General features: G+C 72.0%; 15 protein-coding genes. 7 read left to right on the top strand and 8 right to left on the bottom strand.

The genetic code is table 11. The features are described 5' to 3' along the window. Positions 1 to 22 precede the first annotated feature (22 nt). The 3 genes from HHX37_RS12095 to HHX37_RS12105 all read right to left on the bottom strand — a co-directional run bounded on the left by HHX37_RS12095 (position 23) and on the right by HHX37_RS12105 (position 3,100). Positions 23 to 1,114 (bottom strand): LacI family DNA-binding transcriptional regulator, encoded by a 1,092-nt coding sequence (locus HHX37_RS12095; RefSeq protein ID WP_182885445.1) that lies wholly within the window; start codon positions 1,112 to 1,114, stop codon positions 23 to 25. Between the two features lie 11 nt (positions 1,115 to 1,125). After that, positions 1,126 to 2,025 (bottom strand): PfkB family carbohydrate kinase, encoded by a 900-nt coding sequence (locus HHX37_RS12100; protein ID WP_182885446.1) that lies wholly within the window; start codon positions 2,023 to 2,025, stop codon positions 1,126 to 1,128. A gap of 73 nt (positions 2,026 to 2,098) precedes the next feature. After that, positions 2,099 to 3,100 (bottom strand): SIS domain-containing protein, encoded by a 1,002-nt coding sequence (locus HHX37_RS12105; protein ID WP_182885447.1) that lies wholly within the window; start codon positions 3,098 to 3,100, stop codon positions 2,099 to 2,101. A gap of 366 nt (positions 3,101 to 3,466) precedes the next feature. On the opposite strand from HHX37_RS12105, the gene HHX37_RS12110 reads away from it, so the two are divergent. From HHX37_RS12110 to HHX37_RS12125, 4 genes are read left to right on the top strand one after another with little or no spacing between them, the layout of a single operon-like run. Continuing rightward, positions 3,467 to 4,792 carry an ABC transporter substrate-binding protein gene (locus HHX37_RS12110; protein ID WP_182879667.1) on the top strand — a complete coding sequence of 442 codons (1,326 nt, stop codon included), beginning with the start codon at positions 3,467 to 3,469 and terminating at the stop codon, positions 4,790 to 4,792. 25 nt (positions 4,793 to 4,817) lie between these two features. Beyond that, positions 4,818 to 5,696 (top strand): carbohydrate ABC transporter permease, encoded by an 879-nt coding sequence (locus HHX37_RS12115; RefSeq protein WP_182879668.1) that lies wholly within the window; start codon positions 4,818 to 4,820, stop codon positions 5,694 to 5,696. After that, positions 5,693 to 6,526, top strand: a complete 834-nt coding sequence (locus tag HHX37_RS12120) for a carbohydrate ABC transporter permease (protein WP_310740342.1) — start codon at positions 5,693 to 5,695, stop codon at positions 6,524 to 6,526. Before HHX37_RS12115 ends, HHX37_RS12120 begins: the two co-directional genes overlap by 4 nt. A gap of 32 nt (positions 6,527 to 6,558) precedes the next feature. Next, positions 6,559 to 7,404: a sugar phosphate isomerase/epimerase family protein gene (locus HHX37_RS12125; protein WP_182885449.1), complete on the top strand. Its 846-nt coding sequence runs from the start codon at positions 6,559 to 6,561 to the stop codon at positions 7,402 to 7,404. Between the two features lie 24 nt (positions 7,405 to 7,428). On the opposite strand, the gene HHX37_RS12130 is transcribed toward HHX37_RS12125, so the two are convergent. The 5 genes from HHX37_RS12130 to HHX37_RS12150 all read right to left on the bottom strand — a co-directional run bounded on the left by HHX37_RS12130 (position 7,429) and on the right by HHX37_RS12150 (position 13,605). Continuing rightward, on the bottom strand, positions 7,429 to 10,056 hold the full coding sequence (locus HHX37_RS12130; RefSeq protein ID WP_182885450.1) for an FtsX-like permease family protein: 2,628 nt from the start codon (positions 10,054 to 10,056) through the stop codon (positions 7,429 to 7,431). Then, complete coding sequence (locus tag HHX37_RS12135) at positions 10,053 to 10,772, bottom strand: ABC transporter ATP-binding protein (protein WP_310737984.1); 720 nt, start codon at positions 10,770 to 10,772, stop codon at positions 10,053 to 10,055. The genes HHX37_RS12130 and HHX37_RS12135 overlap by 4 nt, the downstream gene beginning before the upstream one ends. 59 nt (positions 10,773 to 10,831) lie before the next feature. Then, positions 10,832 to 11,374, bottom strand: coding sequence for a PadR family transcriptional regulator (locus tag HHX37_RS12140; RefSeq protein ID WP_182879673.1), 543 nt, complete (start codon positions 11,372 to 11,374; stop codon positions 10,832 to 10,834). A 124-nt stretch (positions 11,375 to 11,498) separates the two neighbouring features. Beyond that, entirely contained in the window at positions 11,499 to 11,717 is a 219-nt protein-coding gene (locus tag HHX37_RS12145; RefSeq protein ID WP_182879983.1) for a hypothetical protein, read from the bottom strand. Continuing rightward, positions 11,707 to 13,605: a PspC domain-containing protein gene (locus HHX37_RS12150; RefSeq protein ID WP_182885451.1), complete on the bottom strand. Its 1,899-nt coding sequence runs from the start codon at positions 13,603 to 13,605 to the stop codon at positions 11,707 to 11,709. Before HHX37_RS12150 ends, HHX37_RS12145 begins: the two co-directional genes overlap by 11 nt. 143 nt (positions 13,606 to 13,748) lie before the next feature. On the opposite strand from HHX37_RS12150, the gene HHX37_RS12155 reads away from it, so the two are divergent. The 3 genes from HHX37_RS12155 to HHX37_RS12165 are packed head-to-tail and all read left to right on the top strand — an operon-like array spanning position 13,749 to position 17,077. Next, positions 13,749 to 14,924 carry a PspC domain-containing protein gene (locus HHX37_RS12155; RefSeq protein ID WP_182885665.1) on the top strand — a complete coding sequence of 392 codons (1,176 nt, stop codon included), beginning with the start codon at positions 13,749 to 13,751 and terminating at the stop codon, positions 14,922 to 14,924. Next, positions 14,921 to 15,559: a response regulator gene (locus HHX37_RS12160; protein WP_111698424.1), complete on the top strand. Its 639-nt coding sequence runs from the start codon at positions 14,921 to 14,923 to the stop codon at positions 15,557 to 15,559. The genes HHX37_RS12155 and HHX37_RS12160 overlap by 4 nt, the downstream gene beginning before the upstream one ends. A 57-nt stretch (positions 15,560 to 15,616) precedes the next feature. After that, on the top strand, positions 15,617 to 17,077 hold the full coding sequence (locus tag HHX37_RS12165) for a glutamate-cysteine ligase family protein (RefSeq protein WP_182885452.1): 1,461 nt from the start codon (positions 15,617 to 15,619) through the stop codon (positions 17,075 to 17,077). The last annotated feature ends 21 nt before the right edge of the window (positions 17,078 to 17,098 follow it).

Raw genomic sequence — 17,098 nt, forward strand, 5'->3', positions numbered from 1 at the left:
CGGCGGGATCACGGCGGCGGGATCACGGCGGAGGGGCGACGGAGGCGCGCTCGACGAGGCGTGAGCGCAGCGTGTGCGTCTCCCGGACCGGCTCGACGCCCCGGATGCCGTCGAGGAGCACCTGGGCCGCCTTCGCGCCGAGGTCGTGCACGGGCTGCTCGATCATCGTGAGCGGGGGGTCCATGACCGCCGCCCACGCGCTGTCGTCGAACCCGATCAGGGCGACGTCGCGCGGGTAGGCGAGGCCGGCGGCCCGCAGCGCGCGCAGGGCCCCGGTGACCGCCTCGGTCTCCGTGCAGAACAGCGCGGTGATGCGGTCGGGCAGGGCGAGCATGCGGGCGACCTCCTCGGTGACCCGCTCCTCCACCTTGCGGCCGACCATCACCAGGCCGGGATCGAAGGGGATCCGCGCGTCGTCCAGCGCGTCCAGGTACCCGCGCAGGCGCTCGCCGTCGGTCCACAGGTTGCGGGACGCGGCCTCCAGCAGTTCGCGGCGGGTCGTGGGCGGCCGCTCCATGGGCGGTCCCCACACGAAGCCGATCCGCCGGTGCCCCGCCGCGATCAGCCGCTCGACCGCCTCGCGCGCCGCGTCGCGGTTGTCGATGACGACCGCGTCGAGGTCGAGTGACGGGACGGCCCGGTCGACCAGGACGACGGGAACGCCGCGGTTCAGGGCCTCCTTGATGTGGCCGACGTCCCGGCCGCCGACGGCGGCGGACGCGATGATCATGCCGTCGACGCGCTTGTCGATCAGCACGTTCACGGCGGCGACCTCCTCGTCGAGGTCCTCGTACGTGCTCAGCACGATGGTGTCGAAGCCCCCGGCCCGTGAGGCGTCGCAGATGCCGCGCACCACCCCGGCGAAGAAGGGGTTGCCGATGTCGGCGACGATCACCCCGATGGTGTGGCTCACGCCCGTCGACATGCTGCGGGCGAGCGCGTTGGCGCGGTAGCCGAGCTTGTCGGCCGCCGCGAGCACGCGCCCCCGCAACTCGGGGCTGACGTGCCCGTAACCGCCGAGCGTGCGGGCGGCGGTCGCCCGTCCGACGCCGGCCTCGGCGGCCACCTCGGAGATCGTCGGCCGGCCGGCGGCCTGGCCCCGGTCAGTCGGCATGGCCGGAGTCCTCACTTCTCGCCATCACCAGATGACCACATGCTAGCGACGGCGGGCCGCCCGTGGCCGAAGGCGCCTTCGACCAGGCACTGGTCGTGGGCCGAGCGCGCGCCGGCGCGCAGGGCGCCCGCGATCGCGTTTCGTCCCGGCGCGGCCCCGGCCCGCCAGCCGGCGCGCATCAGGTGGACCACGAACCCGGCGAGGAAGGCGTCGCCGCAGCCCATGGTGTCGACCATCAGGCCGGGCTCGGCCACCCGCTGCGCGGGGGCGGCGAGCGTGACCCGGCCGTCGTGCGCGATCGCCCCCTCCTCGCCCCGGGTGGCGAGCGCGAGCCCCGCGCCCCGCCGTACGGCGCCGGCGAGCAGGGCGCGGGTGGCGGCCTCGTCGAGGTGCGAGCACGACAGCAGCACCAGGTCGGCGTGCGGGCAGATCCGGTCGAGGTACGCCGGGGTGCGGAACTCGTCCTCGCTGGACAGGTCGTAGCTCACCAGCGTGTCCAGCCCGGCCAGCTTCGGCAGTTCGCTCTCGGCGGCGGAGTACACGCTGGAGTGCACCAGGTCGAAGGAGGCGGCGTACCGCAGGAGGGCGTCGTCGAGGACGATCGGCTCCCTGGTCGTGACGCCGCCGCCGTTGAAGCCGACGAAGATCCGGTCGCCGTCGTCCACGCGCAGGGTCGAGACGCCGCTCTCCCCGGGCCGTACGACGCAGCGGTCGATCGCGACGCCCTGGGCGGCGATCGACGCGCGCAGGAAGTCGCCGAAGTCGTCGTCGCCGAACACGCCCAGGTAGGCGGCGTCGAGGCCGAGGCGATGGGCGTAGACGGCCACGTTCACGCTGTTGCCGCCGGGATACTCGATGCCGCGGTCGACGAACCGGTCGACGACGTTGTCGCCGAAGCCGAGGACTCTCATGGACGTGCTCCTGAGGGGCGGGCCCCCGCGCGTGCACGGCGCACGGCGGAGGCCCGGGACGGGGGAATGACGGTCAGTAGTCCATGACGCGGTAGTAGCGGCGCAGTTCGAGGGAGTGGTCGCGCACCCTCTCCAGGTGCTTGCTCACGCGGCCCGTCGCCACGTCGTGGACCAGCGGACCGAGCAGGCCGCGGAACTCGGGGCTGATCCCGTCGAGCGGGTAGTCCTTGGTGTCGAAGACCGTGACGTCCTTGGAAATGCGCCTGGCGAAGTTCGCCGCGCGCTCGGTGAGCCCCCGCCCCTCGTCCTCGCCCTGGAACACGATGACGCTGGTGTCCGCTTCGAGCAGTTCGAGCGAGCCGTGGAAGAACTCGGCGCTGTGCACCCGCGTGGTGCGCAGCCACTGCATCTCCTCCAGGACGCACATGGAGTACAGGTAGGTGTACGCCCACAGGTTGCCGCCGCCGACGAGGAAGTAGTAGCCGGTGTCCTTGTGGTCGTCGGCGAACTTCTCGGCGACCGGCTCGGCCTGCTTCGCCACCTCCAGCAGGATCTGCGGGAGCCTGTCGAGCTCGGCGGCGAGTTTCTCGTAGCCCTCGAACTCGCCCCGCCGGGACAGCAGCCGGGTCATGAAGACCAGCATCTGCGGGTCGAACGGCCACGCCTTGGGCTCGGTGAGCAGCACCGTGTCCACGTTCCGCGCGACGGGCGAGTCGGGGTAGCCCGTCATGCCGACCGTGCGGACGCCCCTGGCCTTGCAGTAGTCGATGGCCCGCACGGTGTCGTCGGTCGTGCCGGAGGCCGAGGTGAAGACCGCCACCGAGCGCTCGCCGAGCGCCGCCTCGCCCGCGGCGATGAGCTCCGCGGCGATGACCGCGCGCACGTCGAAGGTGGACCGCTGCCGCGCCAGCCGCTCGTACGGCCACATCTGCGCGTAGGTGCCGCCGGCGCCGACCAGGTAGAGGTTGTCGAATCCCTCGTCCACGAGCCGATCGACGAGTTCCTCGATCCGGGGCCGCAACGCCACCGCGCTCGCCATCTGGGAGAGGAATTCCGGCTCGTTGAATCCGAGCATGCTTCGCGTCCTTTCGGGATTGCCCGCGGACCGGGGCGCCATCCTGCCTGATACCGGTCTCACGCAGAAGGTGACGCTGGCACACCTGCTGGGCGGGAGTCAACACCGGGGTGGATTCTCATCGTTGTTGAGGCTGTGATCTGCTGTTTTGTCGGTATCGAAGAGGCCGGTCGGCACTCGGGAGGAAAAATCTTCCCGCTGAGGTCTGGTACCGGTATCACATGCTCTGTACAGTCACCCGTCATTGAACGGGTCGTGCCGGCGGCGCGTCCCGGCGGATCTCGGGTGCCCAGGCACCGGCGGTCCCTCCTCTCCCGAAGAGATCCAGACAGGACCTCGAGAAGACCCCCGAGAGAAAGGAAGCCCATGCGCCCTCGTGCACTGACGGCGTTCGCGGCGCTCGCCGGGACGTCGGTGCTCGTCCTGACCGGCTGCACCGGCGGCGGGCAGGCGGACCAGGCTCCCGCGGCCGACGCCGCCGCCAGCCCCGAGTACTCGGGCACGCTGAGCATCCTCACGAAGTTCGCCGGAGAACCCCTTGAGCCGTACTTCGAGGACCTGGCCGCGGAGTACGAGAAGCTCCATCCCGGCGTGAAGATCCAGCTCATCCAGGAGACCGACCAGAGCATCAAGGACAAGACCAAGACGCTCACGGCCTCGAACGCCCTGCCCGACGTCTACTTCACGTGGACCGGCAACTGGGCCGAGAACTTCGTCCGCGGCGGCCGGGCGGCCGACCTCACCGGCGTGATCGGCCCCGGCACGGACTGGGGCAAGACCTTCAGCCCCGGCGCGCTGTCGGCCTTCGCCTACGACGGCAAGAACTACGGCATCCCGCTCTACGGCAACGGCAAGTTCATGGGCTACAACAAGGCCGCGTTCGCCAAGGCCGGCGTCCAGGTGCCGAAGACGTTCGAGGAACTCGTCGGAAGCTGCGCGGCGCTGCGGAAGGCCGGGTACGAGCCGATCTCCTTCGGCAACAAGGACGGCTGGCCCGCCCTGCACTACCTGCAGCAGCTCTTCGCGTACGACGTGCCGACGGCGGCCTTCGAGGCGGACCTCAAGCCCGCGACGGCCAAGCTCGACGACCCCGGCTACACGAAGGCCCTCGGCCGGTTCAAGACCCTGGTCGACACCTGCACCGACACCAAGAGCGGCACCAACGGCGTGCTCTACACCTCCGCCCAGGAGGCGTTCGCCGACGGCAAGTCCGCGATGTACTACCAGGAGATCCTGGAGTTCGACAACGAGACGGCCAAGGGCAAGCTCGCCACAGACGACTTCGGGATCTTCCAGCTTCCGGCGCCGCAGGGGGCGGCCGGCGACCCGTCGATCGTCGAGGGCTCTCCCGAGGGCTATCTCGTCAACGCCGCCTCGCCGCGCATCCCCCTCGCCATCGACTTCATGAAGTTCGTCACGAGCACGAAGAACGCGCAGACGCTCTCGTCGCCGCCGTACGGCCAGCCCAGCACGGTCGTCGGAGCCGTCACGCCCGAGACCTCCAGCAAGGCGGTCTTCGAGGGCATCGAGCTCGTCAACAAGTCGCCGAAGCTGGCCGCGTGGCTCGACACGGTCACCGTCCCCGAGGTCGCCGACGCGTGGCTGTCCGGCGGCGAGGCGCTGATCACCGGGAGCAAGACCCCCGAGCAGGTGCTCGACAGCGTGCGCCAGGCCTCGGCGTCGGCGAAGTAGCCGGGAGGACGGGCCGGTGCGCGCCATGAGCAGACGGGCCGCCGGGCTCGCGTGGGCGGTCCCCGCCCTCGTGCTGGTCGGGGTGTTCGTGTACTTCCCGCTGGTGGAGAACTTCGGGTTCAGCACGCTCAAGTGGGACATCTTCAGCGGGAGCCAGAAGTACGTCGGGCTCGCCAACTACGGCAAGCTCGTGGACGACCCGGTCTTCTGGAAGTCGCTCGGCAACAACGTGCTGTACGCGGTGGTGTCGATCGCGTTCCAGGTGTTCGGCTCTCTCGTGCTCGCGGCGCTCATCGAGGGTGTGCGCAGCGAGCGGTGGCAGCGCGCCCTGCGGGCCGTCTACTTCATCCCCAGCGCGATCTCGCTCACCGTCGCCGGCCTGCTCTTCTACTTCATCTACGAGCCCAACCTCGGGCTGCTCAACCACCTGCTGCAGGGGGTCGGCCTCGACGGGCTCCGGCACGCGTGGCTGGGCGAGGAGAGCACGGCCATGCCGGCGATCGTCGCGATGAGCCAGTGGCAGGGCTTCGGCTACTCGACCCTGCTGTTCGCGGTCGCGATCCAGCGCATCCCGCGCGAGATCTACCAGGCCGCGGAGATCGACGGCACCGGGCCCGTCCGCCGGTTCTTCCACGTGACCCTTCCCCTGGTACGCGAGATGACCGGCGTGATGATCATGATCACGATCTCGGGGGCGTTCCAGGTGTTCAACGAGGTCATGGTGATGACCGGCGGAGGGCCGGACAACTCGACCCAGGTGCTGGGCACCTGGCTGTACCGCAGCGGCTTCGTCCGCAACGACTTCGGCTACGCGGCCGCGATCGCGACGGTCATCTTCGTGGTCACGCTCGCCATCGCCGTCGCACAACTGTGGGTCGCCCGCAGGAGAAGGGTGGAGTGGTGAGTCGGGCCGGCTTCCTCGGGGTGATCGCCCGCCTGCTGCTGTGGGCGTTCCTGCTCTGCCTCGCCGTGGTGGTGGTCTATCCGCTGCTGTGGATGCTGGTCAACGGGTTCAAGACCAACAGCGAGATCTTCGGCAACCCCTTCGCGCTGCCCTCCCACTGGAGCTTCGACAGCTACCAGAAGGCGTGGAACCGCGGGGTCGGCGACTACCTCACCACCAGCATCCTGGTCACGGTGACGTCGACCGTCGCCACGGTCTTCGTCAGCGCGTGGGCGGCGTACGGGCTGACCCGGGTGGACATCCCGTTCGGCAAGGCGGTCACCGGCCTGATCCTGGGCGGGCTGATGCTCGCCCCGAGCGTGGCGCTGGTCCCGCTGGTCAAGATGTTCCAGTCGATGGGGTTGTACAACAGCTTCTGGGCGCTGCTCATCCTCTACACAGCCTTCCGGGTGCCGTTCACCACGTTCCTCATCCGGGCATACATGCTGGACCTGCCGCGCGAGGTGGACGAGGCGGCCGAGATGGACGGCTGCGGGCGGTGGACCGCGTTCTGGCGGATCACCCTCCCGATGTGCAAGCCGATCCTCGTCTCGACGGTCCTGCTGCACATCCTGTTCGCCTGGAACGAGTACCTCTTCGCGATGGTGTTCACCAGCGGCGCCGGCGTGCAGACCCTTCCCGTCGGCCTGATGAGCCTGATGAGCAAGCACGGCACCGAGTTCCCCGTCGTCTTCGCCGGCATGACGATCGCCGCCGTCCCGGTGGTGCTGCTGTTCTTCGTCGGCCAGCGGTACATCGTCAAGGGCCTCGCCGACGGAGTCGGAAAATGACCTCGCGACCTTCCCCTGCGACAGGAGAGCCGATGTCCTTCCCGCGGATCACCGGATCGAACTTCTCCTACCAGCACCTGCCGTTCGACCGGTTCCTCGACGACGCCGCCGATCTCGGCCGCGAGGAGGTGGAGCTGTGGGGCGTCGCCCCGCACTTCCACGTGCCGTGGGTGAGCGACGCCGAGGCCCGGGCCGTACGCCGCCGGGTCGAGTCACGCGGCCTGCGGGTGCGCTGTCTCACCCCCGAGCAGGTGATGTACCCCGTCAACATCGCCTCGCCGGAAACCCGGCTGCGCGCGGCCGGCATCGCGATGTTCCGCCGCGCCGCCGAGCTGTGCGCCGAACTCGGCGCCGGACTGCTGCTGCTGACGCCTGGCCGCGGCTTCGAGGACGAGCCGGTGGAGATCGGCCTGCGCCGGTCCGCCGACGCGCTCGCCGAGATCGCCGCGTACGCCGCCGGTCTCGGGGTGACGTGCGTGCTCGAACCGCTGCAGCGGGTGGAGTCGAACCTCCTCAACGACTCCCGCGCGCTCGCCCGCATGCTGGACGAGGTCGGCGCGCCGAACCTGGGCGCCGTGCTCGACACGGTCGGCATGGCGGTCGCGGGGGAGAGCGTCGACGACTACTTCGACGCGCTCGGCGGCCGCGTCCGCCACGTCCACCTCATCGACGGCCGCCCGGCCGGGCACCTCGCGTGGGGCGACGGCGAGCTGCCGCTCGCCGACTACCTCGCCGCGTTCGAGCGCCGGGGGTACGACGGCCACATGACATTCGAGCTGTTCGGCGACGGCACCTACGCCTTCGCCCCCCGCCCCGTCGTCGAACGCTGTCTCGCCGCCGTACGCGACGCGCTCACCCCCGGCGCGCCACGCGCGTAGCGGTGCGACGGCCCCGGCGCCGGGTCACGTCACCCTGCGCCGGGGGAGCGGCAGGCGCGACCGGGTGAACACGGCGCCGCCGAGCGCGGCCAGCAGCGGCAGCCCCACGACGAGCACGGCGATGAGCGGCCACGGGACCGTGAGCAGGAGCGCCGGCGGCCGCGGGTGTACGACCACGGGCACCCCGTCGGGCCGCACCATCATCGTCGGCCGGTACAGCCCGGACGGCGCCCGGGTCGCGGCGGCGCCGGGCGGCAGACCGGCGAGCACTCCGACGGTCGTGCCGAGCAGCGCGATCACCAGGGCCTGACCCGCGACGACGGCCCGCTTCGTCCGTGGAGCCGCCCCCACCGCGGCCATCGTCTCCAGGTCGGGCCGCGCCTCGGCGGCGGCCAGCGCGGTCGCGACGAAGGTCATCCCCAGCACCAGCACGGCGGCCGCCACGGCGAGCACGAGCAGGGCCACCGAGTCGTCCACGGGACCGCGCGGCGTCTCCAGCCTGACCATCGCGTGGGGCGTGATCGCCTCCACGGTCGCGGCGATCCGGTCCGCCGACGCCTGTGACATCCGGTAGTCCGCGGGGTTCACCGCGAGGAGGGTGGTGACGGTGCCGTAACCCGTCTTCTCGACCGCCTCGGGCGCGACGACCACACGCGCCCAGCCCTGCCCCGTGGGCCGCACCCCGACGGCCGGCAGGGAGATCGATGCGGGTTCGTTCAGGGGTCGCGCGTCCTGCCGCATCACATCCGCTCTGATCCTGCCCTTCCGGACGGTGGCGGGATTGAGCACCACGGCTTTGCCCGCACGGAGCGCCGCGACCGCCTCCGGGTCCTCGCGGCCGAGCGCGTAACGCAGCAGGCCCTCGTCTCCGGTCAGCAGCCCGCCGTTCCAGCCCTCCATGAAGTAGACCTGCTGGTTCTCCGGCCTGGCCGGAGTCGGCAGGGCCACGCCGAGCGGCACGCCGGTCTTCGTCGCGAGAGCCCGTCCTTCCACCAGCGGCACGCCCGCCGGCAGTTCACGTACCACGGCGGCGCGGACGCGGTCCCACAGCTGCGGAGTGAGGTCGGCCGCCGAGATCTGGAGTGATCCCGCCGGCCCCTGCGGCAGGCTACGCAGGAACGAATGAGGGCTGACGGCCGCGGCCCGCCAGGCCACGCCTGTCGCGGTGAGCACCACGACCGTGGTCATCACCGCGGCGACGGCGGGCACCGTACGGCCCCTGTTGCGTACGGCGTCCCTGACGGCGAAGCGGAGCGGCAGGGGGAGCCGGGCGGCGGCCCGGCCCACGGCTCGGACGAGGGCCGGCACCAGGGCCACCAGCCCGAGCTGGGTGAGCAGCGCCGAGGCGGCGATCCAGTGGAGGCCCTGCCGGGTGCTCACCGCCGTCGCCGTGAGGCCCGCCATGACGAGCACCGCTCCGAGCAGCGGCCGGCCCGCGCGGTCTCGGCGCCGCTCGCGCCTGCCGGACAGCACGGCCGCGGCGTCCGTACGGCCCGCGCCGACGGCGGGGGCGAGCGCGGCCAGCACCCCGGCGGCGACCCCGAGCACCGCGACCAGCGCGACCGAGATCCAGGGGACGGTGAACGGGCCCGCCAGGGCCTTCATCCACAGTTCGAGGCCGGGCATCGCGAGCGGCACCGCCGCGATGCCGAGCGCGACCCCGGCAAGGGCCCCGGCGACGCCGAAGAGCAGGCCGTCGGCCAGCGCGATCAGCCGCAGCTGCGCCGGAGAGCCGCCCTGGGCGGCGACGAGCGCGAACTCGCGGGCCCGTCGTCGCCGCCCGACCGCGAAGGCCGGCCCGGCCGCGAGGACGACCTGCAGCAGTGCGATCCCGGTCCACGGGAGCACCGGCAGCGTGGAGGAGTCGATCTTCAGGTCGAACTGAGTCTCCGGCGAGGCGCTGTCGGCGACGGCCCGGCTCACGACCACGAGACCACGCGCGTTGAGCCGGCGGACGTCCGGCCACGACAGCGGACGCGGCGCGTCCACGAGCCAGCCGTGCGTCACCTGCTGGGAATCGGCGGGCCCGAAGGCGGAATCGGGCAGACTGCCAGGGAAGACGACAACTTCGGGCCTCGCCGGAGCGAACAGGGCGACGCCGACGATCCGGAGCGGATGTCGTTCCTCCGTGGCCAGGAGCGTCACGCCCGGCCTGGTCTGCTCGTCCAGCAGCTGGGCGGAGATGACGGCCTCGCCGGGAGCGGCGGGAAGCCTGCCGCGCACGAGCCGGAAGGTGCCCTGGGACATCGGGTCGCGCAGATCCACCTGCCGGACGAATCCCATCTCGTACCCTCCCGGGGCGAGATAACGGAGGAACTGCTGCGACGCCGGGATCAGGCGGCTGCCGGGGATGAGGCCGGCGATCTCCGCCCGGGTGTACGGTGTCGTCTTCGCGCCGTTCTCCAGGGGATCGGTCTCTCCCCACGCGTTCTGGCTGAGGCCGCTCCACTCGCGGGCGCCCCGCACCACGGCGTCGGCCCGGCCGAATGGGTACTGGCTGGGTGACATCTCGTACACGGTGGCGAACGTGGTCAGCACGAAGGTGACGACGGCGACGGGCAGCGCGAGCATCGCGAGGATCAGCGCGCTGCGCCCCTTCGAGCGCCAGGCGGTGCGGCGCGAGATCCGCAGCGCGGCGCGCAGGCCTCTCATCGGGCGCTCACCACGCCCATGCCGTCGGCCCCGTCCGTCCCCTGGGCGTCGGAGGAGTCGGTGATCCGCCCGTCCCGGAGGAAGACGACGCGGTCGGCCCAGGCGGCGTACCTCGGCTCGTGGGTGACCAGCAGCACGGCGGCCCCCGCGTCGGCGCGCTGCCGGAGCACCTGGATGATCTCGTCGCCCGCCCGGGTGTCGAGCGCCCCGGTGGGCTCGTCCGCGAGGAGCAGGCGGCGCTCCCCGACCAGCGCCCTGGCGATGGCGGCCCGCTGGCGCTGCCCGCCCGACAGGTCGTCGGGGAACCGGTCGCCCATGTCCGCGAGGCCGACCTCGTCCAGCACCCGCAGGGCCGCACGCCGGGCCTTCGCCGTGGACACGCCGTCCAGCTCACGCGGCAGCGCGACGTTCTCGGCCACCGTCAGCGACGGGATGAGGTTGAGATCCTGGAACACGTAGCCCGCACTCCTGCGGCGCAGTTCCGCGAGCCGCTTGGGCGGCAGATCCCGCAGTTCGCGGCCTTCGAGGAGGACGGACCCCTCGGTCGGCCGGTCGAGCCCGCCCGCCAGGTTGAGCAGGGTGGACTTGCCGGACCCGGACGGGCCCATGACGGCGACCAGCTCACCGGCCCGTACGTCGAGGCTGACGCCCCGCAGGGCGGGTACGGCGTGCGGCCCCTCGCCGTGGACGCGGACGACGCCCGCGAGGCGGACGATCGGCTCGCCGTCCGGGCGGGGTAACTGGTCCGCTGGGGACGCGGACGGCTCACGCTCGGTCACGTGGTCTCCTTGGCTGGGCTGGAGTCGGAGGGGCCGCCGAGGACGGCTTCGCAGTGGTCGAGCCAGCGCTGCTCGGCCTCGGCCTGGAAGATCATCGAATCGAGGACCAGGCGCTGCGCGGTCTCGGCGGACGCGTCGAAGCCCCGCTTGGCGCGCGTGAGCTCCTGCAGGGTCCGCATCGTCGAGGACCGCTGCGCCTGGACGACCGCCGCCACGTCCACGCCGGGGGTGGTGGCGGCCATGGCGAGCTTGACGACGAGTTCGTCGCGGGGCCGGTCGGCCCGGGAGACGGGTTTGGCGAACCACCTGTCGAGTTCGCCGTGGCCGTCGGGGGTGATGGCGTATCGGACGCGGCCCTGCTCGTCCTCCCCGGCGCGGGACACGAGGCCGTCCCGCTCCAGGCGGGACAGCGTCGTGTAGACCTGCCCGATGTTGAGCGGGCAGGTGTCGGCGGTGGACGCCTCGAACTCGGTCTTGAGCTGGTAGCCGTAGCGCGGGCCCTGACTCAGCAGGGCGAGCAGGCCGTGTCGTACGGACATGAATACTCAGTATGCATACTGAGTATGCTTCTGGCGAGCGGATCCCCGAATCGGCAGTGAAATACCTCGACCCCGGGCGGGAGGTCCGGCCCGGGGTCGACGAGGTGAGGTCAGCGGGAGGGGGTCAGCGGCGGATGGCCTTCGCGAGGATCGCGATGAAGGCCGCGAACCCCAGCCCTCCGACGAGCAGGGGAGCCATCACGACCGCGTCGGGGTCGGGCCCGGTCAGGTAGCGGATGCCCATGCCGATGAACAGCAGGCCTGAGAGCAGGCACATCCAGCTCGTACGGTGCACCCGGCGCGGGCGCCCGGCACGAGGATCGGTGTGGTGGTCAGGCAGCACGGCGCACCTCCACGTCACCGACGCCCGCCTTCACGTGCAGTTCGATCGTGGCCGCGTCGCCCTTGGCGGGCGTCTCGGGCTCCAGGACGCGGTCGAACCGCACGTTGGTGCCGTCCTCGACCGTGTGGTCGATCCGCACCTCGCCCAGCTTCGTGAAGCCGTACACCTCGATCCGCGCGGCGGGCGGGACGATCACCGTGAGCTGGCCCAGCGACACCGAGGCGTCGAACCTCAGCCGGGCGCCCGACTTCAGCGGGACGTCGCTCAGGTCGAGCTTGCCCTCGCCGATGCCCAGTTCGTAGGTGCTGGGCGACCGCACGGCGGTGACGGGATGCCAGACGTAGCTGCCGACATTGCGGGGAATGCCGTTGACCGTCGTGCTTCCCACCAGCACGAGGGCCACGATCGTGCCGGCGGCGACCAGCCCGCCGCCTCGCCCGAACCAGGCGGCGACGAGCAGGCCCGCGCCGATCGTGACGAGCACCGCCCCGCCGACGACCGGGAGGCCGACCGAGCCGGTGCCGGTCCGTTGCATGGTGACCATGATCCCTCCAACGATCAGGGCGAGGCATATCGTGAGGCCGCTGACGAACGACCGGGGACGCTTGGGCTTCCTGGGCCGCGGCGGCGGGGCCACGGGCGGCCCGTACGGGCCCGCCGCGTAGGGCGTGGCGAGCGGCCGGTACGGCTCCCGCATCGTGTACGGGCCGTGGGGCGCGAAAGGCTCGCCCGCGCCGTACCCCTGACCGGCGGCCCGGCCCGGCGCCTGGCCGGGTGAGCCGAGGTCGCCCCGCGCGCTCGCCCGCGCCTCGCGCGCCAGGTCCGACAGCCGCCGGTACCCGTCCGCGGCCCGAGGCGGCGGTACGGGGCCCCCGCCCGCGCCGAAGCCGTGTGGCCCGGAGTCGCGCGTGCCGGAGTCGCGCGGGCCGGGGTCGTGCGTGGCGGAGTCGCGTAGGCCGGAGTCGTGTAGGCCGGGCCCCGGGGCGCCCGGCCCGGACAGCGGGGCCGTGCCGGCCGGAGTCTCGAAGGCCCGGGTCGGCGGGTCGCCGTCGGCCCGGGCCGCGGAACCCGCGCCATGCTCGGCGTCCACGTCGCGCACGGGCTCCGTCACGGTGTCCCCCGTGGGCTCCGTCACAGGCTCTGACACGGGCGCCGACGTGGTGTCCCGCACCTGTTCCGTCACCGTTTCCCGCGTGGGCTCCGACGCGAACCGGCGGACGGCGGTGTCCTGGGCACTGTTCTCAGCGGCATCCTCGGGGGTCGCGCTCGCGGACGGCTCGGGCCCCCGCCCGGCCGTCTGCGGGCCGTACGTTCCGGGCATCGCCGTCGTCTCGGCCGGCTGGGGCGCCGGGGCGTACGGCTCCTGCGCGAAGGGGGCGAACGGCGCGAACCCGGGGGTGGACCGGGTCATGCCGCGCCGGCCGGTCGCCCGTTCCGGCATCGACCTGGCCATGGTGAGCAGGTCGACGCCCCGGGCGTGCGCGGCCATCAGCACGATGGCCAGCAGCGTGCCGACGACGATCGTGCCGCGGTTGATGCCGCCCGAGGCCACGTTGATGATCAGCCCGAACGCGAAGACCGCCGCCAGCAACGCGAGCACGGTCTCGGCGTCGAACATCCGCCGGGTCCACTGCTCCAGGTGGCCGGGACCGCCGTCCGGCCGGCGCATCAGCAGGAACGCCGCGACGTACAGCATGACGCCGATGCCGGAGGCGAGGACCAGCACCGCGAACCCGACCCGGAAGAGCACCGGGTCCATGCCCGTGTACCTGCCGAGGCCCGCGCACACGCCTGTGATCACGCGGCCGTCGCGGTGGCGGCTCAGCACCCTCTCGGGTTCTGGCTGGCCGGCGGGGTCGGGAGCGGGAGCGGATGGCGCCTCGGTCATGGTCCCATCCTGGCCGGGTCCGCCGCGGCCCTGCCATCGGGGGAACCCCTGAGCCGTCCCCGAGTCCCCAGGGGCCGCATCAGGGCATGCCCTGATGCGCCCATGCTCCCTGACGTGTGACGATGCTTTCCGAGATGTCTGAGATGCCTAACGCCCCCGTGGCGTTCCCCCGGATGGTCCGGCCCGTGTCGGGCCGGGTGGTCGCGGGCGTCGCCCAGGGCGCCGCCGCCCAGCTGCGGCTCGACCCCGTCGTGCTGCGCCTCGCCTTCGTGCTGCTCACCGTCGTCGACGGGCTGGGCCTCGTGGCGTACGCCGCGCTGTGGATGTTCACCCCCAAGGAGGAGGTGGAGGGCCGCGAGCCCGCCCGCGAGTGGGGACAGCTCGCGGCGTACGGCGTGCTGTGGCTGACGCTCGGGGCCTTCGCCTGGCTGACCGGCGCGTCCAGCGGCGGGTTCGGCACCTGGCCGATCGCCGTGGGCGGCATCGGCGCGCTGATCCTGTGGCAGCAGGCCGATCCGGGACGCCGGCAGCGCTGGATGTCCGGAGCGGTCAAGCAGGTCAGCACGACCTGGGTCCGCACGGGCATCGGCGCGCTCCTCGTCGTCGTGGGCGCGATCGGCTTCCTCGCCGCGAGCGGTGAGCTGGCCAAGGCGAAGACCGGGCTGGTCTTCACGGCGGTGGTCGTCGGCGGCATGCTGATGATCGCCGCGCCCTGGCTCGCCTCGCTCGTCAAGGAGCTCCAGCGGGAGCGTACCGAGCGCATCAGGCAGGAGGAGCGGGCCGAGGTGGCCGCCCACGTCCACGACTCGGTGCTGCACACACTGACCCTCATCCAGCGCAACGCCCACGACGCGCGGGAGGTGGCCAGGCTCGCCCGCTCGCAGGAGCGGGAGCTGCGCAACTGGCTCTACCAGCCCAAGCAGGACGCCGACGCGACCCTCGCCGCCGCCGTACGCCGGGTCGCGGCCGAGGAGGAGGACGCCCACGGCGTGCAGATCGAGGTCGTCTGCGTGGGCGACTGCGAGCTGACCGAGAACATGGCGGCCCTGCTCCACGCCGCCCGGCAGGCGATGGTCAACGCGTGCAAATACAGTGGGTCTCCGGTCGTCTCCGTCTACGCCGAGGTCGAGCCCGACGAGGTGACGGTGTTCGTCCGGGACCGGGGCAAGGGCTTCGTGCTCGACGACGTCCCCGGTGACCGGATGGGCATCCGCCAGTCGATCATCGGCAGGATGGAGCGCAACGGCGGAAGCGCCCGGGTCAGGACCGAGCCCGGCGACGGAACCGAGGTCATGCTGACCATGAAGAGGGAAACATGAAGACCGTACGCGTGCTGATCGTCGACGACCACCGGCTGTTCCGGTCCGGCGTACGGGCCGAGCTGGGCCCGTCGATCCAGGTCATCGGCGAGGCCGAGGACGTCGAGTCGGCGGTCTCGGCGATCGCCGAGCTGGCGCCCGACGTGGTGCTGCTCGACGTGCACATGCCGGGCGGCGGCGGCCAGGAGGTGCTCCGGCGCGTGCTCGGCTCGGGGTCGCAGGTGCGCTTCCTCGCGCTGTCGGTGTCGGACGCCGCCGAGGACGTGATCGGGGTCATCCGGGGCGGCGCCCGGGGCTATGTGACCAAGACGATCAGCGGCGCCGAGCTGACCGACGCGATCGTCCGGGTGTCGGAGGGCGACGCGGTGTTCTCCCCGCGGCTGGCCGGGTTCGTGCTCGACGCGTTCGCCTCGACCGAGGCGCCGCCCATCGATCCCGAGCTCGACTCGCTCACCCAGCGGGAGCGTGAGGTGCTGCGGCTGATCGCGCGCGGCTACGCGTACAAGGAGATCGCCAAGGAGCTGTTCATCTCGGTGAAGACCGTCGAGACCCACGTGTCGAGCGTGCTGCGCAAGCTGCAGCTGTCCAACCGGCACGAGCTGTCGCGGTGGGCCACCGCCAGACGCCTGGTCTGACCCCGTCCGTGTCGGCCCGTCTGGTGTGATCGCCCCTCGGCGTGCGACGCTTCGGGCATGGGCCGTGACGTACCCTCCGTGTCCTTCACCCGGGAGGACCGCCGTCGCTACCGGGAGAAGGTCAAGCTGTCGCTGGAGATCCTCGCGGAGATGCTGCGGGGGTCGCGGTTCGAGTTCGAGCGGCCGCTGATGGGCATGGAGATCGAGCTGAACCTGGTCGACGCGCGGGGCGAGCCGGCCATGAAGAACGCCGAGGTCCTGGTCGCCATCGCCGAGCCCGACTGGGCCACCGAGCTGGGCCAGTTCAACGTCGAGATCAACGTCCCGCCGCAGGTGCTGTCCGGCGACGGCAGCCGGCTGCTGGAGGAGTCCGTACGGCGCCGTCTCAACCGCGGGCAGGAGCGGGCCGCCCGCGTCGGCGGGCAGCTCATGCTGGTCGGGATCCTGCCGACCCTGCGCGAGTCCGACGTCAGCGAGGGCACGCTGTCGGCGAACCCGCGCTACAAGCTGCTCAACGAGCAGATCTTCGCCGCCCGCGGCGAGGACCTGCACCTCCACATCGAGGGCGTCGACCTGCTCGACACCTACGCCGACAGCATCACCCCCGAGGCGGCGTGCACGAGCGTCCAGCTCCACCTGCAGGTGAGCCCGGAGAAGTTCGCCGACCACTGGAACGCGGCCCAGGTCATCGCGGGCCCGCAGGTGGCGGTCGCGGCCAACTCGCCCTTCCTGTTCGGCAAGGAGCTGTGGCGGGAGACCAGGATCAGCCTGTTCGAGCAGGCCACCGACACCCGTCCCGAGGAGCTGAAGGCCCAGGGCGTGCGGCCCCGGGTGTGGTTCGGGGAGCGGTGGATCACCTCGGTCTTCGATCTGTTCGAGGAGAACGTCCGCTACTTCCCCGCGTTGCTGCCGCTGTGCGAGGAGGAGGACCCGAGGCAGGTCCTGGACGGCGGCGGAGTGCCCGGGCTGCACGAGCTCCGGCTGCACAACGGCACCGTCTACCGCTGGAACCGGCCCGTCTACGACGTGGCCGGCGGCGTCCCGCACCTGCGGGTGGAGAACCGGGTGTTGCCGGCCGGGCCGACCGTCGCGGACATCGCCGCCAACGCGGCCTTCTACTACGGGCTCATGCGGGTGCTCCCGTCGGCCGAACGGCCCGTGTGGACGCGCATGTCCTTCGCCGCGGCCGAGGACAACCTCCGCAACGCCGCGCGGTACGGCCTCGACGCCCGCCTGTACTGGCCGGGACTGGGGGAGGTGCCCGCCGCCGAGCTGATCCTGCGGAGGCTGCTGCCCCTCGCCTATCACGGGCTGGACCTGTGGGAGGTCGACCCGGTCCAGCGCGACCGGCTGCTCGGCATCATCGAGCGGCGCTGCGTGACCGGCCGTACGGGGGCGGACTGGCAGGTCAGGACGGCCCGGGCGCTCGGCGGGGACCACGAGGCGCTGCGCCGGATGACCCTGCGGTACCTGGACCACATGCACACCAACGAGCCCGTCCACCTCTGGAGTGTGTGACCACTAAGGGCGGGTTTTAGC

It is taken from the genome of Microbispora sp. H10885, from assembly GCF_014161415.1.
Taxonomy (GTDB): Bacteria; Actinomycetota; Actinomycetes; order Streptosporangiales; family Streptosporangiaceae; genus Microbispora; species Microbispora triticiradicis.

Excerpts from the sequence above, each read along its gene's own strand:
- HHX37_RS12110 (WP_182879667.1), top strand. The coding sequence starts at position 3,467 with ATGCGCCCTCGTGCACTGACGGCGTTCGCGGCGCTCGCCGGGACGTCG.
- HHX37_RS12100 (WP_182885446.1), bottom strand. The coding sequence starts at position 2,025 with ATGAGAGTCCTCGGCTTCGGCGACAACGTCGTCGACCGGTTCGTCGAC.
- HHX37_RS12160 (WP_111698424.1), top strand. The coding sequence starts at position 14,921 with ATGAAGACCGTACGCGTGCTGATCGTCGACGACCACCGGCTGTTCCGG.
- HHX37_RS12150 (WP_182885451.1), bottom strand. The coding sequence starts at position 13,605 with ATGACCGAGGCGCCATCCGCTCCCGCTCCCGACCCCGCCGGCCAGCCA.
- HHX37_RS12095 (WP_182885445.1), bottom strand. The coding sequence starts at position 1,114 with ATGCCGACTGACCGGGGCCAGGCCGCCGGCCGGCCGACGATCTCCGAG.
- HHX37_RS12155 (WP_182885665.1), top strand. The coding sequence starts at position 13,749 with ATGCCTAACGCCCCCGTGGCGTTCCCCCGGATGGTCCGGCCCGTGTCG.
- HHX37_RS12165 (WP_182885452.1), top strand. The coding sequence starts at position 15,617 with ATGGGCCGTGACGTACCCTCCGTGTCCTTCACCCGGGAGGACCGCCGT.
- HHX37_RS12140 (WP_182879673.1), bottom strand. The coding sequence starts at position 11,374 with ATGTCCGTACGACACGGCCTGCTCGCCCTGCTGAGTCAGGGCCCGCGC.
- HHX37_RS12130 (WP_182885450.1), bottom strand. The coding sequence starts at position 10,056 with ATGAGAGGCCTGCGCGCCGCGCTGCGGATCTCGCGCCGCACCGCCTGG.
- HHX37_RS12125 (WP_182885449.1), top strand. The coding sequence starts at position 6,559 with ATGTCCTTCCCGCGGATCACCGGATCGAACTTCTCCTACCAGCACCTG.
- HHX37_RS12115 (WP_182879668.1), top strand. The coding sequence starts at position 4,818 with ATGAGCAGACGGGCCGCCGGGCTCGCGTGGGCGGTCCCCGCCCTCGTG.
- HHX37_RS12105 (WP_182885447.1), bottom strand. The coding sequence starts at position 3,100 with ATGCTCGGATTCAACGAGCCGGAATTCCTCTCCCAGATGGCGAGCGCG.